This is a genomic window from Faecalicatena orotica (assembly GCF_905197545.1).
Lineage (GTDB): Bacteria > Bacillota > Clostridia > Lachnospirales > Lachnospiraceae > Faecalicatena_A > Faecalicatena_A orotica.
This window is the reverse complement of record NZ_CAJJZH010000014.1, coordinates 18,985-31,782: the sequence shown is the minus strand read 5'-3', so window position 1 is coordinate 31,782 and position 12,798 is coordinate 18,985. Positions and strand designations below refer to the sequence as shown.

Below are 12,798 nucleotides of genomic sequence, written 5' to 3'. Positions count from 1 at the left end.
CCCTCATTCTTCTAACTATGCTGAATTTTAGCAGAAAAAAGCACTTAGGTCAATCCTAAGTGCTTTTTCTTACGAAATTTGCTTATTTACCAGCCATCTGTCTTTCCTGCTGTTCGATCATTTTCTTAACCATATAACCGCCAACAGATCCGTTCTGCTTAGATGTTAAATCTCCGTTGTAACCGTCAGAAAGCGGTACTCCCAGCTCGCTTGCTACCTCATATTTGAATTTGTCCAGTGCACTCTTTGCCTCTGGTACGGCTGCTCTGTTTGATGAACGACTTGCCATGATAATTTCCTCCTTCTCGTAACTTTTCTTCGTTACTTTTTCAGATTTTTTAGTAACACTCTTGTGTGTTACAACCATAGTATATGGAGGATTCGCTGTTTTACTCTTGGAAGTTCCTTCCTTCTTTAGTGATTTTTGTAAATTGCTAAAAAAGGCGGATTTTACAGGCTTTTAAAGCATTTTCCTGGGAGCGTCAGAGCGTATTCTCCAGCATAATCTCAGACATATAGTGGTTAATATGGTCTCTCAGCTTTTCATGTCCCTCTTTTTTCAGTTCCGGATCTTCCTCTAAAAGTTCTGCCGCGGCTTCATTCGCCATCTTCAGGATTTTAGAATCCTGGAACACGTCACCAAGCCTGAAATCCAGAAGCCCGCTCTGGCGGATTCCGAACAGGTCGCCGGGACCTCGCAGTCTTAAGTCCTCGGATGCAATAAAAAATCCATCATTTGATTTATTCAAAATTTCAAGACGTTCTTTTGTCTCTTTTGATTTAGATGCACTCATAAAAATGCAGTAGGACTGGTATTTCCCCCTTCCCACCCGGCCCCTGAGCTGGTGGAGCTGGGCGAGGCCGAACCGTTCCGCATTCTCTATCAGCATGACCGTCGAATTCGGGACATCGATCCCGACCTCTATGACCGTAGTGGAGACAAGAATCTGGATCTCATTCCTTCCAAACGCTTCCATAATGATATCTTTCTCCGCCTGCTTCATCTTGCCATGCAGATAAGCAATGTGGATGCCGTTTCCGAGAGATTCTTTCAGCATCTGGGTGTAGTCGATTACATTTTCCGCCTCCATGCTCTCGCTTTCCTCAACCATCGGGCAGATCACATAGCACTGCCTGCCCTCTGCCACCTGCTTCTGCATGAATTTATAAGCCGTGCCGCGGTATCCTGTGTCTACCACACAGTTCTTAATCGGAAGCCTGTTCTTAGGCAGTTCATCAATAACCGAAATGTCCAGATCGCCATAAAGGATGATTGCCAGCGTCCGTGGAATCGGCGTGGCGCTCATGACAAGAATATGTGGCATAACACCTTTTCCGGCCAGCGTCTCTCTCTGCTTCACACCAAAACGGTGCTGCTCATCTGTTACGACAAGCGCCAGATTACGGTACTGTGCCTTCTCCTGAATCAGGGCATGGGTCCCGATGATAATATCGGCCTCCCCGGAAGCAATCCGTTCATAAGCCTCCCGCTTCTCCTTTGCCGTCATCGAACCGGTCAGCAGTTCTGTCTTCAGCGGGATATCATACTGCCCGAACATCGAAGTGATATTCTCATAATGCTGCTTTGCCAGCACCTCCGTCGGGGCCATCATCGCCCCCTGATATCCATTCAGCCCGGCATACATCAAACCTAAAAGCGCCACTATCGTCTTGCCGGAACCTACGTCTCCCTGCACAAGCCGCGACATGATATGCTCTCCTGACATATCCCGCTTCATCTCAAGCCATACCTTTTTCTGTGCATTCGTCAGCTCATACGGGAGTGCACCTAAAAAGGCGTCGATCTTTTCCTGATCCCGGAACAGAAATCCGTTCTTCGCCTTGTCCTCCCTGCTTTTGAGATTCTTAAGAGATAAGACGAACACAAGAAATTCTTCAAATACCAGACGTTCTCTGGCATGGAAAAATTCTTCTTTATCTTCCGGGAAATGAATCCCCCTCACAGAATAGTTATACTCAGCCAGACCATATTTCATCCGGATATCCTCAGGCAGGAATTCCTGCTTCAGATCCAGATATCCGACCGCCTGCAGCATCGCTTTTTTGACTGCATTATTCGTAAGCCCTGCCGTAAGAGGATAGACCGGCTGCAGTGTACCCTGTTTCTCCTCGTACTTCACACTCGGATAAAAGATCTCGGGATGTTCCATCACAAGTCCGTCGCGCCTTCTTACAATTCTGCCCCGCAGTGTAATGATGCCTCCGCGTGCAAGCGTATTTCTCAAAAACGGCATGCGGAACCAGATCACCTTCAGCGTCCCTGTAATATCCTTCAGGTATATCGTGGTAACCTGCATATTCCGGCTGCCGCCCACCTGTACCTTTCCGTATATGGCACCGGTTATGGCGACTGTCCTGCCCTCCACTGCCTCCCCGATAGATACCGGGTCATCATAAACATCATATCCTCTTGGATAGTATCGCAGCAGCTCGCCGATCGTACGGATTCCGGCTTTCACAAATAATGCCTCCGTCTTTTCACCTATTCCTTTTAACGCACTGATTTTAGAATCTTCGTTCATAGAATTATTATTCTCCTGCCTGAATTTCCTGACACGTTTTGGTCTATAACTTTCGAAACGGGTCAGCTGCCCTCTTCTGGGTGCTGGCCCGTTCCTGTATTTATGTCTTTCGTTATTCTACAGATAATACATAGTAGTAAATCGGCTGGCCGCCTGAATGTGCATCCACATCCACGTCCGGATACAATTCCTCGATCTGCTCTGCAAAGTGTGCCGCATCCTCCTCGAGGACATCCTGTCCATAATATAAGCTGATCAGTTCTGTATCGTCATCGACAAGCTGGGAAAGCATATCCTTCGCCGTCTCCTCTACAGACTGTCCGACAGAAAGGATTCCGGCATCGCCGATTCCCATGATATCTCCCTCATGGATCTCCTTGTCATCTATCTTCGTATCTCTGACCGCATAAGTAACCTGTCCTGTCTTAACGTTCTTGATCTCCTCATTCATCGTCTCCGCGTTCGTATCAATATCCGCCTCCGGCATGTAATTGATCACGGCTGTAATTCCCTGAGGGACTGTCTTCGTCGGAATTACCAGGATGTCTTTATCCTTTGTCAGCATCTGTGCCTGATTGGCAGCCAGAATGATATTCTTGTTATTCGGCAGAATAAAAATGTGGTCAGCATTTACTTCATCGATTGCCGTCAGCATGTCTTCCGTACTCGGGTTCATCGTCTGGCCGCCTTCGATAATATAGTCAACACCCAGTTCTTTGAATATCTCATTCATTCCCTCACCGATTGAAACCGCGATGAAGCCGACAGACTTCCTCGGAACCGTAACCTTCTTCTCTTCTTTCTGCTGTGCGGCGAGCTTCTCAGCATCTTTGATCAGCTTCTCCTGATGCTCCTCACGCATGTTATCAATCTTCATCCTGGAGAGCTGTCCATAGGTCAGTGCCTTCTGGATTGCCAGCCCCGGATCGTTCGTATGCACATGGATCTTCACGATATCATCATCTGCCACGCAGACGATGGAATCGCCGATCGATTCCAGATATGCCTTGAAATCTATCTCGTCATCATCCGTAAATTCCTTCTCCACCATAATAATGAATTCCGTACAGTAACCGAACTTGATGTCCGCCTCGGCCTGAGCCGTCGGTTTCACCATCTTTGTCCCGGCGCTTGCCTCAATCGCACTGTAGTCGATCTCTTTCCCCTGGAAAGCATCATACGCACCATTTATCACTTCTAAAAGTCCCTGTCCGCCTGAATCCACAACACCAGCCTCCTTCAGGACCGGAAGCATCTCTGGTGTCTTGGAAAGAACATACTCCGCATGCTTAATCACTTCCGGAATGAATACTTCCAGATCATCTGTTGTCTCGGCCATCTCTGCCGCCTTCTGAGCGATCCCCTTTGCCACAGTCAGGATTGTTCCCTCCTTCGGCTTCATGACCGCCTTATAGGCTGTCGCACGGGCACGCTCACATGCCTGTGCCAGTACCGGCACATCAATCTCTTTGAACTCACGGATCTCCTTCGTAAATCCACGCAGCAGCTGGGACAGGATGACTCCTGAGTTCCCTCTGGCGCCACGAAGGGAGCCGGAAGAGATTGCCTTGGATACAGACAGCATATCCGGGTTTTCCAGACTGCTGACTTCTTTGGCCGCAGACATGATCGTCAGCGTCATGTTCGTCCCCGTATCCCCGTCAGGAACCGGGAATACATTCAACTCGTTAATAAATTCCTTTTTTGCCTCCAGATTTGCTGCCCCCGCTAAAAACATCTTCGTAAGCAGCTCTGTATTTATCGTTTTTGTTGCCACGACAAGTATCCTCCTTAATCAATCACTCTGACACCTTCGACGAAGATGTTTATTTTATCTACAGTCATGCCGGTAAATTCCTCTACCTTATACTTCACATTGTTCATCAGATTGTCAGAAACTGAAAGAATATTCACTCCATAAGCAACAATCACGTGAAAATCTAATGCCAGGACATTATCCTCAGAAATCTCCACATGGATTCCGTGGGTCAGGCTTTCTTTCTTTAAAAGCCTTACTAATCCGTCTTTCATATTGACCGCAGCCATACCGACGATGCCAAAACACTCTACCGCAACAGATCCTGCATACTTGGAAATTACGTCAGGATTGATCGTAATAATCCCCAGATCTGTACTCATACTACCCTTCATCATATATTACCTCCAATTCTTATATGGATTTTCGCGATAATCAACACAGGTATTATACTCTCTTTATCCGAATTTTACAATATCGATTCATAAAGTGCTGCCAAAACATCGAGAATCTGCTCCTCACAGACACTTCCACTGTTCAGGCAGATGTCATACTGTGTCATATCTTCCCATTTCTGGTCTGTAAAATAGTTATAATAATATCTGCGCTGTTTATCAATCTTTTTAATCAGAAGTGATGCTTCCCTCTCATCAACAGACGCCCTCTCCATAATGACTTCTACCCGTTTCTCAAACGGGGCATGAATGAACACGCTCCTGCATCCCTCATACCCTTTCAGGATGTCATTCGCGCAGCGTCCGACAATAATGCAGTCTTCTTTTGCAGCCAGATCCTTAATAATCTCTACCTGTGTATAAAAAAGCACATCATTCATAGGTTCGAAGCGGAACTGCTTCGCCATCTGGACTTCATCCTCCACCGGATACCGCCACGGATTAGCCCTCTTTTCATCTACTTTGAGTAATTCTTCATAAGTAATGTTCTGCATCTCACCTGCAATCTTGATTAATTCCTTGTCATAATAATGAATCCCAAGACGTTCAGATAATTTTTTAGCAATTCTATGCCCGTTGCTCCCGTACTGTCTCCCAATTGTAATCACCCGTCTGCCCATAGTCTTCCCCGCTTTCTTCGTTCCCGGGATAGTATGTACCATATCATCTCCCGGTTCGGTTTATTTATATTGATTTTATCATGAATTCCAGATTATGTGAACCGTAAAAGAAAAGGAAAAGGAAAAATTTGAAAAAGTGCTTGCATAAACCACCCCTATCTGCTAAAATAACAGTGTTGTGAGTCTGTATGGACTATTTCAGATTGTTAGGAGGTGCAATGATGGCTAAATGTGCTATTTGTGAAAAGGGTGCTCATTTTGGAAACAACGTAAGTCACTCTCATAGAAAATCACCAAAAATGTGGAAATCAAATGTGAAGTCCGTTAGAGTGAAAACAGAAGGCGGATCTAAAAAAATGTACGTTTGTACATCCTGCTTAAAATCAGGACGTGTAGAACGCGCTTAATAAACATTGAACTGACACGGGGGTACTCACTTATGTGGGTACTTTTTTTGTACCTTGTAAGGCAGAATTTCATTATATCCTAATAAAAACTAAATGTAAACGGCAGGATTTTATTATGACACTACAGCAGTTAAGATATGTAATTAAAATTGTAGAATGTGGTTCCATCACGGAGGCGGCAAGGCGGCTCTTTATCTCACAGCCCACCCTGTCCACCGCTGTAAAGGAACTCGAGGCAGAACTGGGGATTGAAATATTCTACCGGACACCAAAAGGCATTTCCTTATCCGCGGACGGAACGGAATTTCTTTCCTATGCCCGCCAGATCATTGAACAAACCCAGTTGCTTGAACAGCGGTATACAAATAAAAAGCCTTCGAGGCAGCTCTGCTCCGTCTCCACCCAGCATTATGCATTCGCTGTCAACGCCTTTGTAAACCTGATCTCTTCTCTCGAGGCAGATGAATACGAGTTTACTCTGAGGGAGACAAGGACCTATGAGATTATAGAAGATGTGGCAAACATGAGAAGTGAAATAGGAATTCTTTATTTGAGCTCCTTTAACGAAAAAGTGCTGAAAAAACTTCTGAAGGAGAATGCCCTGCGCTTTACACCGCTGTTTGATGCCATTCCCCATGTTTTCATTCATTCCGGACATCCTCTGGCAGGCAGGAAGCAGGTCGCACTGGAAGATCTGGACGATTACCCGTTTCTTGCGTTTGAGCAGGGAACCTTTAATTCCTTCTATTTTTCCGAGGAGATCCTCAGTACCGCGCCCCATAAAAAGACAATCCATGTCAGCGACAGGGCAACTCTGTTTAATCTCCTTATCGGTCTGAACGGATATACAATCTGTACCGGTGTACTTAACAGAGACCTCAACGGAGATAATATTGTTTCCGTAAAGCTGGAGACTGATGAGCGGATGAAGGTGGGGCTGATTTCTCATGAAAAGGTACCGTTCAGCGCATCCGCCTCCCGGTACATAGAAGAATTAAAAACACTGATAACAGAATACGGATATTCATGCTGCGATTAACCTGTGTACGGCCTCATATATCCGCGATGCAATATAGGGGTTATTCATCGTGTAAAGATGGATTCCGTCAACCCCCTGCGATATCAGGTCCACGATCTGATTGATGGCATATGCAATTCCGGCATCCCTCATGGCTTCAGGATTGTCTTCATAACGTTCCATCATGGTGACGAATTTGGACGGCAGGTGCACCCCGCAGAGTGACACCATCCGTTCGATCTGTTTCTTATTGGCCACAGGCATGATTCCGGCTTCTATGGGAACATCGATCCCGGCCAGGGTGCACCGCTCTCTGAATTTATAAAAGTAATCATTGTGGAAAAACAACTGTGAAATCAAATGGGACGCCCCTGCATCTACTTTTCTTTTCAGATTGCGGATGTCCGCAACAATATCTGCGGACTCATTATGCCCTTCGGGGTAGCAGGCCGCACTGATATGAAAGTCACCATTCTCCCTGATAAAGGAAATCAGCTCATCCGCATGCTGAAAATCGCCTCTCGACTCCAGTCCCGGCACATAATCTCCCCTGAGTGCCAGAATGTTCTCAATCCCTGCCTCTTTAAACTGGCCAAGCTGCGTCAGGATGTCTTCTTTTGTCAGCCCCATGCACGGCAGGTGTGCCGCACTCTCAATCCCATAATCATTCCTGATGGCTGAAGCAATGTCCAGTGTCGTCCTGCAGTTTTCGCTTCCGCCAGCCCCATAGGTAACACTGATAAAATCTGGGCGGAGTTCTTTCAGTTCATCCAGAGTACGGTATATTGTATGGATGGACCCCGTCCTTTTCGGTGGAAACACCTCAAAAGACAGAACCGTTTTTTGTTTAAATAATTCCTTTATTTTCATCTTTCAATCTCCCTGCAATCCAATTTTCATTTGTTTCGTGCTTAGAATTATAGCATGGAGATACTGCCATAGGATAATCTTTATATTTTATGGCAACATATAGTTAAAATTTATGTCCCGGCCAATTACTATTGCCGGCAATAGAAAAAGCTGTACTTTACGACAATTATTGTCTGTAAAATACAGCTTCATTACTTTTTTTGTTCTGTTAACAGCTGCAAAACAGCTTATATCCCACCGCCAGACATATAAAGGTGATGATCAGTCCTATCCCATTCGGCAGAATCAGCATAAGGAACATTCCTATTGCAAACCAGAGTAATGCGAATCCTATTACTTTTTTCATAGCTGCCAGCCTCCGGCAGGTTCTTTGGTTTATTCTATGCGGATTCTTTAAATGCGTGCATCATTTTCATCTGATTCTTCAGAATTCAGGATATCCATGACGTCTTCCTCTGTCACCTTATCTTCTTTTCTTGTCGTAAACTTGTCTACCATATCGGGAACCATATCCAGTATCTTTGTGATGGTATCCTGATTTTTAATATTAACAAGCTTCGTCGACCCGTTTCTGATAACCAATACCGCACTCGGGGTCACTTTTCCGCCCATACCGCCCATGCCTTTGTTCTTTTTATCAGCGTTGAATGAGCCCGCCCCGATTCCAAATGAAACATCCACAAGCGGCAGGATAATCGTATCCCCCACATTGATTGCGTCCCCTACTACGGTCTTGGATGTCACAACACTGTCCATCCCCTGAAATAATGCTTCCACTGTTGCTTTGAAGTTGTTTTCTTCTGCCATGCCTGATTCCTCCTATAATTCAAATTTCCGGATATGTTTTATTGTGGTCCGTACGTTTTTATTCCATACCAGATTCCAGAGCATGATGATCATGTAAAGAACACGCACCTTTCCTGAAATCATAATACTGCCTTCCAATACTTTCTGTTCAAAGTCCGGCTCAATATCTGCATGATCTCCAAGAAATGGATAAATCACGCTCAGTACCGCCAGTACCTGTCCTGTATAATACGGGTCCTCGAAACCAAAATGGACATCCGCCTTAAGTTTCTTTGGTTTCAGGAAGCGCAGAAGCCTCCTCACCTCCACGAGTACGGCGCCCAATGCTGATTTATGGACTTCATCAGTAATAAACAGGATCAGCTTGTCTTTCTTATCCGACGTTGTTTTCATAGTATCACAGATTTTAAGAAATGTATATTTTAACTTTTCATATAATTTCTTTACCTTTTCGGCGAAACCCCGAAACAGGTTCCCAATCCTGCTGAATAAACCGGGCCCCTTCTCCTCTTCTTTTTCTTCAGGTTCAGGAAAAGGTATCTGCTTTACTTCCGGCTGAGGAGTGTTTGTTTCTTCCTGAATGGTCTTCTCATCCTGAATTGATCCCTCCTCCTCCTGCATGAGCTTCTCCAGACGCTTCACATCAGATTCAAATTCTCCCGGCTCTTTCTCTTTGTCTGGCTCTTTTTCTCTGCCCGGCTCCTGCTTTATCTCTTCCTGCGCCGGTTCTTCCTGACGCATGTTTTCCCCAGGCACCTCAAGTTCATCCAAAACGGCTTCCTGCACCGGTTCTTCCGACGACATCTTCTTCCATGCAATCCTGACCGTCCAGCTTAACTTACCTTCCTCATACACGGCAATACCGCTGACCAGATGCCAAAGCCAGGAAAAACGGATTTTCCCGTACAGGGAGTCAAAAGTTCCCTTACAGCTTCCGTCCGCGCGGTAACAAAGGGGCACAAAAAAGACGACACAAAGAAGCAATACAATAAGTCCCAGTATCGCAAGCAATATCCATCCTATAATTTTTAAAATCAACAGGATTATATGTAACATCTACTCTTACACTCTGCCTTCCTCATATTCTATCTGACGCTTCTCGATGTATCCCCGTACATCGGTATCATCCGTCCGGTCATAAATTTCTCTGACGATTTGTTCCACCAAGTACATAGCATCGTCATATCCGTCTGCGATTCCCACAACAAACAGAGGGGTATCTTCATAAATATGCTGTTTTAAAAGCAGGGAAGAATAAAATTCCAGATGGTTCTGTCTCCCCTGTGCAAGGGTTATTACATAAACCGAAGGCTGTGCCTTGTTTTCCCGAAGTTTCTGCATTACCTTCTCTTTTTTCTTCCCCAAATCTTCACTGACATATAAGTCACAGTAAAATGTCATCTGCATTTTCTTCACCACTTTTGGCCCTATATTTTAATAATAGTAAGCATCCAGCACCTGCTTAGCGATAGGCACTGCCTTTGCTCCTGCATCTCCGTCATAGCCTTCGATAATGACACTGATCACAAGCTCCGGGTTGTCAACATTGGTAAATCCCATGAACCAGGAATGTGTCTTCTCCCCGTCGTCAAGACTGTACTCAGCTGTTCCTGTTTTTCCTGCCGCCGTATAGGACTGACCACTCAAAAGCGTTGCCGTTCCTTCGTCCACAACCGCCCGCATATAATCTTTCAGCTGGGATGCCTCATCAGAGGTCATCAGCTTTCTATAACTCTTCGGGACATTCTTGCTGATCTCTGTTCCATTGTAATTCGTTACTTTTTCGACAAGATATGGTTCCATCAATGTTCCGCCGTTGGCAATTGCGGACGTAATCAAGGCCATGTGGTAAGGACTGACCAATGTCTCCCCCTGTCCCATTGCCGTCATCATCATATCGGCGCTTGTAGACTTTTCATTAATCCTAAAAGAGCTTCTGGAGTAGTCCATTACAGACGGAAGCTTCTTATTAAAGAGCAGGTCCTCCGCGGTTTTCCGGTACGATGTCTTGTTTAAAGATAACCCGATATTGGCAAATGAGGAATTACAGGAGTTCGCCATAGAACTACGCAGGTCCTCCAGCCCGTGAACGGTACTGTCAAAGCAGTGGATCGTCACATTATCCGCCGTGATCTCACCATTGCATTCATAGCTGTAATTCGCATAATCACTATGTTCCCGCATATATTCCAGCGCCGTGACTACTTTGAATGTTGAACCGGGGGCATACTGCCCCTGTGTCGCCCTGTTTAACAACGGGCTGTTTGTATCGTCTGAATTCAGGACATCCCAGTTACTCTCCACGCTGTTCGGATCATAGGCGGGCCCCGAGACCATAGCCAGTATCTTTCCTGTGCCCGGCTCCATCACGACAATTGCACCTTTATTACTGCCAAGTGCATTATAGGCAGCCTGCTGCAGATCCGCGTCCAGAGTCGTAACAACCGTATCCCCCATATTCTTTTCATCTTTAAACTCGTTCATCAACTTTTCTACAAAAAATGAGTTCGAGGTGAGCAGCTCAAAATTCTCGATCGATTCCAGACCGCTCTTGCCCGCGGCGGAATTGCTGAATCCGACTACATGTGCGAAAGCGGCCCCATAAGGGTAGCTGCGCACCTCGCTTCCATCCTCCGCGACCTCTGTCGTCGCAAGGATATTGCCGTTCCTGTCTGCAATGTTTCCGCGTATGACCCGGTCGGCAAATGCATCCTGACGTTCATTATACGGACTGTTTACGATTGTCTTTGCCCGCACAATGTTAAAATATACAATATAAGCCATCAGCGCCAGAAACAGCGCGACAAAGAGATAGGTGACCCTAGCGAACTCTTTGTTGCGGAACTTCTTCGAACGCTGGTTTTTTCCTCCGCTGTTTTGGCGGCTGCTCTGACGGACGTTTTGGCGGCTGTTTTGGCGGCTGTTTTTTCCCCGGCGCCCTCCCCCCTGGCTCACTTCTTCGAATATCTCTTTCTCTTCTCTTCTCAATAATCTCTTCCTCGTCTTCTCTTAAAATATACAGGCCCTGTATAATCCCAAACATAATCATTGTACTCAGCATGGAGCTTCCTCCATAGCTGACCAGCGGCAGGGTCACCCCGGTAGACGGAATGAACTTTGTAACACCGCCGATTGTCAGGAATACCTGGAAAATATAGCAGGTTCCAAGACCAAGAGCTATTAATTTATAGAACTGGTTGCGGATCGCCATTGCAATGTTTAAAAACATTACGTAACAGCTCACGCACACGAGTATCAGGCACAGCGCGAATATCAGTCCCATTTCTTCTGAAATGGCGGAAAAAATAAAATCTTCGGCTGCTACCGGTATGCTGTCAGGCAGTCCCTGATACAGCCCCATCCCGAACCAGCTCCCTGTCCCGATTGCAAACAAAGACTGTGCGACCTGGTAGCCGCCCTCACTGTAAGAGGCAAACGGGTCCTGCCAGGCTGAAACCCTGACTTTAATATGGCTGAACATATGATAGCCCAGCACGGCGGCCACACTCCCTCCCCCGATGCCCGCAATTGCATAGAACGGATTTCTGGTCGCCACGTAGAGCATAACCAGATAAACAACAAACATAATCAAAGCGGCACCAAGGTCCGTGGAAATAACAAGGATCAGAACATGTGCGGCCGCTATGGCCGTCGTGATCACAACATTTTTAAAACTTGTCGACCTGTTCAGGCTCGCCGCCACAAAAAACACAAACAAAATCTTGATAAATTCAGAAGGCTGTACCCCGAATCCCGCTATTGTAAATCCAAGCTTCGCCCCGTCAGATATCTGCCCCAGTACGGCAACAGCCCCCAGTGCGAGTATCCCGATGCCGGCATAGATATACCCCCAGTCCTTTAAGAACTTCAGTTTTCTTATCAGCACCGGTACAAACAGACCGATCACGGTTCCCAGCACCGCAAATATAAACTGCTTCACTGCTTTTGAGTAAGTCAGCCTTGTAATCATGATAAATCCGATGCTCAGCAGCATACACATATTATTTACAATCAGTCTGGATACTTTCGGATATAAAACTCTGTACAGTACAAGGATCGCAATCAGCAGTACCACCTGGGCCAGATAAAAGAAGACAAGCTTCTTCTCCTCTGTCTGCAGATACATGACCAGATATGCCGTGAACTGAATCAGGAACATCAGGACATTCTGCCTGATCAGTATCCACTTCTTATCTTCTTCATATACCTGGGCAAATACCGAAAAGCATGAAAATGTGTATACAGCCATCAGTATGATCATAATATACTTTGATAATTCTACTATTACATTAACCATTTTTCACCTGCTTTATAAGTCGTTA

At 45.8% G+C, this 12,798-nt stretch carries 14 protein-coding genes; 2 read left to right on the top strand and 12 right to left on the bottom strand.

Annotated elements, in window-relative coordinates:
* Positions 1-82: 82 nt before the first annotated feature.
* From ABIN22_RS21475 to ABIN22_RS21455, 5 genes are all read right to left on the bottom strand, one after another.
* Positions 83-289 (bottom strand): alpha/beta-type small acid-soluble spore protein, encoded by a 207-nt coding sequence (locus tag ABIN22_RS21475; RefSeq protein WP_009004297.1) that lies wholly within the window; start codon positions 287-289, stop codon positions 83-85.
* A gap of 193 nt (positions 290-482) precedes the next feature.
* Entirely contained in the window at positions 483-2,609 is a 2,127-nt protein-coding gene (gene recG, locus ABIN22_RS21470) for an ATP-dependent DNA helicase RecG (protein WP_346911174.1), read from the bottom strand.
* 46 nt (positions 2,610-2,655) lie between these two features.
* Complete coding sequence (fakA, locus tag ABIN22_RS21465; protein WP_109730290.1) at positions 2,656-4,320, bottom strand: DAK2 domain-containing protein; 1,665 nt, start codon at positions 4,318-4,320, stop codon at positions 2,656-2,658.
* A 14-nt stretch (positions 4,321-4,334) separates the two neighbouring features.
* Positions 4,335-4,694, bottom strand: a complete 360-nt coding sequence (locus ABIN22_RS21460) for an Asp23/Gls24 family envelope stress response protein (RefSeq protein WP_181368622.1) — start codon at positions 4,692-4,694, stop codon at positions 4,335-4,337.
* Positions 4,695-4,768: 74 nt separating this feature from the next.
* Positions 4,769-5,416, bottom strand: coding sequence for a cytidylate kinase-like family protein (locus ABIN22_RS21455; RefSeq protein ID WP_242995964.1), 648 nt, complete (start codon positions 5,414-5,416; stop codon positions 4,769-4,771).
* A gap of 179 nt (positions 5,417-5,595) precedes the next feature.
* Here ABIN22_RS21455 and rpmB point away from each other — a divergent pair, with 179 nt between their 5' ends.
* Positions 5,596-5,781: a 50S ribosomal protein L28 gene (rpmB, locus tag ABIN22_RS21450; protein WP_025657513.1), complete on the top strand. Its 186-nt coding sequence runs from the start codon at positions 5,596-5,598 to the stop codon at positions 5,779-5,781.
* A 115-nt stretch (positions 5,782-5,896) separates the two neighbouring features.
* Positions 5,897-6,820 (top strand): LysR family transcriptional regulator, encoded by a 924-nt coding sequence (locus tag ABIN22_RS21445; protein ID WP_346911110.1) that lies wholly within the window; start codon positions 5,897-5,899, stop codon positions 6,818-6,820.
* On the opposite strand, the gene metF is transcribed toward ABIN22_RS21445, so the two are convergent.
* The 7 genes from metF to ABIN22_RS21410 all read right to left on the bottom strand — a co-directional run bounded on the left by metF (position 6,806) and on the right by ABIN22_RS21410 (position 12,773).
* The gene (metF, locus tag ABIN22_RS21440; protein WP_109730287.1) at positions 6,806-7,669 is read right to left on the bottom strand and encodes a methylenetetrahydrofolate reductase [NAD(P)H]; all 864 of its coding nucleotides are present in this window, start codon (positions 7,667-7,669) and stop codon (positions 6,806-6,808) included. The genes ABIN22_RS21445 and metF overlap by 15 nt on opposite strands.
* 208 nt (positions 7,670-7,877) lie before the next feature.
* Positions 7,878-8,015: a hypothetical protein gene (locus ABIN22_RS21435; protein WP_181368603.1), complete on the bottom strand. Its 138-nt coding sequence runs from the start codon at positions 8,013-8,015 to the stop codon at positions 7,878-7,880.
* Between the two features lie 47 nt (positions 8,016-8,062).
* A complete protein-coding gene (locus ABIN22_RS21430; RefSeq protein WP_109730286.1) occupies positions 8,063-8,476 on the bottom strand; it encodes a GerW family sporulation protein in 414 nt (137 codons plus the stop codon).
* A gap of 12 nt (positions 8,477-8,488) precedes the next feature.
* On the bottom strand, positions 8,489-9,532 hold the full coding sequence (locus ABIN22_RS21425; protein WP_346911107.1) for a DUF2953 domain-containing protein: 1,044 nt from the start codon (positions 9,530-9,532) through the stop codon (positions 8,489-8,491).
* A 6-nt stretch (positions 9,533-9,538) separates the two neighbouring features.
* Positions 9,539-9,883 (bottom strand): hypothetical protein, encoded by a 345-nt coding sequence (locus ABIN22_RS21420; protein ID WP_118618706.1) that lies wholly within the window; start codon positions 9,881-9,883, stop codon positions 9,539-9,541.
* A 27-nt stretch (positions 9,884-9,910) separates the two neighbouring features.
* A complete protein-coding gene (locus ABIN22_RS21415) occupies positions 9,911-11,260 on the bottom strand; it encodes a peptidoglycan D,D-transpeptidase FtsI family protein (protein ID WP_346911172.1) in 1,350 nt (449 codons plus the stop codon).
* Positions 11,261-11,297: 37 nt separating this feature from the next.
* Positions 11,298-12,773, bottom strand: a complete 1,476-nt coding sequence (locus ABIN22_RS21410) for an FtsW/RodA/SpoVE family cell cycle protein (protein ID WP_346911105.1) — start codon at positions 12,771-12,773, stop codon at positions 11,298-11,300.
* Positions 12,774-12,798 lie beyond the last annotated feature (25 nt).

What these genes read in the sequence shown, in the direction of transcription:
- ABIN22_RS21475 (WP_009004297.1), bottom strand. Translation starts at nt 289, where the DNA reads ATGGCAAGTCGTTCATCAAACAGAGCAGCCGTACCAGAGGCAAAGAGT.
- ABIN22_RS21460 (WP_181368622.1), bottom strand. Translation starts at nt 4,694, where the DNA reads ATGAAGGGTAGTATGAGTACAGATCTGGGGATTATTACGATCAATCCT.
- ABIN22_RS21455 (WP_242995964.1), bottom strand. Translation starts at nt 5,416, where the DNA reads ATGGTACATACTATCCCGGGAACGAAGAAAGCGGGGAAGACTATGGGC.
- rpmB (WP_025657513.1), top strand. Translation starts at nt 5,596, where the DNA reads ATGGCTAAATGTGCTATTTGTGAAAAGGGTGCTCATTTTGGAAACAAC.
- ABIN22_RS21445 (WP_346911110.1), top strand. Translation starts at nt 5,897, where the DNA reads ATGACACTACAGCAGTTAAGATATGTAATTAAAATTGTAGAATGTGGT.
- metF (WP_109730287.1), bottom strand. Translation starts at nt 7,669, where the DNA reads ATGAAAATAAAGGAATTATTTAAACAAAAAACGGTTCTGTCTTTTGAG.
- ABIN22_RS21435 (WP_181368603.1), bottom strand. Translation starts at nt 8,015, where the DNA reads ATGAAAAAAGTAATAGGATTCGCATTACTCTGGTTTGCAATAGGAATG.
- ABIN22_RS21430 (WP_109730286.1), bottom strand. Translation starts at nt 8,476, where the DNA reads ATGGCAGAAGAAAACAACTTCAAAGCAACAGTGGAAGCATTATTTCAG.
- ABIN22_RS21425 (WP_346911107.1), bottom strand. Translation starts at nt 9,532, where the DNA reads ATGTTACATATAATCCTGTTGATTTTAAAAATTATAGGATGGATATTG.
- ABIN22_RS21420 (WP_118618706.1), bottom strand. Translation starts at nt 9,883, where the DNA reads ATGCAGATGACATTTTACTGTGACTTATATGTCAGTGAAGATTTGGGG.
- ABIN22_RS21415 (WP_346911172.1), bottom strand. Translation starts at nt 11,260, where the DNA reads ATGGCTTATATTGTATATTTTAACATTGTGCGGGCAAAGACAATCGTA.
- ABIN22_RS21410 (WP_346911105.1), bottom strand. Translation starts at nt 12,773, where the DNA reads ATGGTTAATGTAATAGTAGAATTATCAAAGTATATTATGATCATACTG.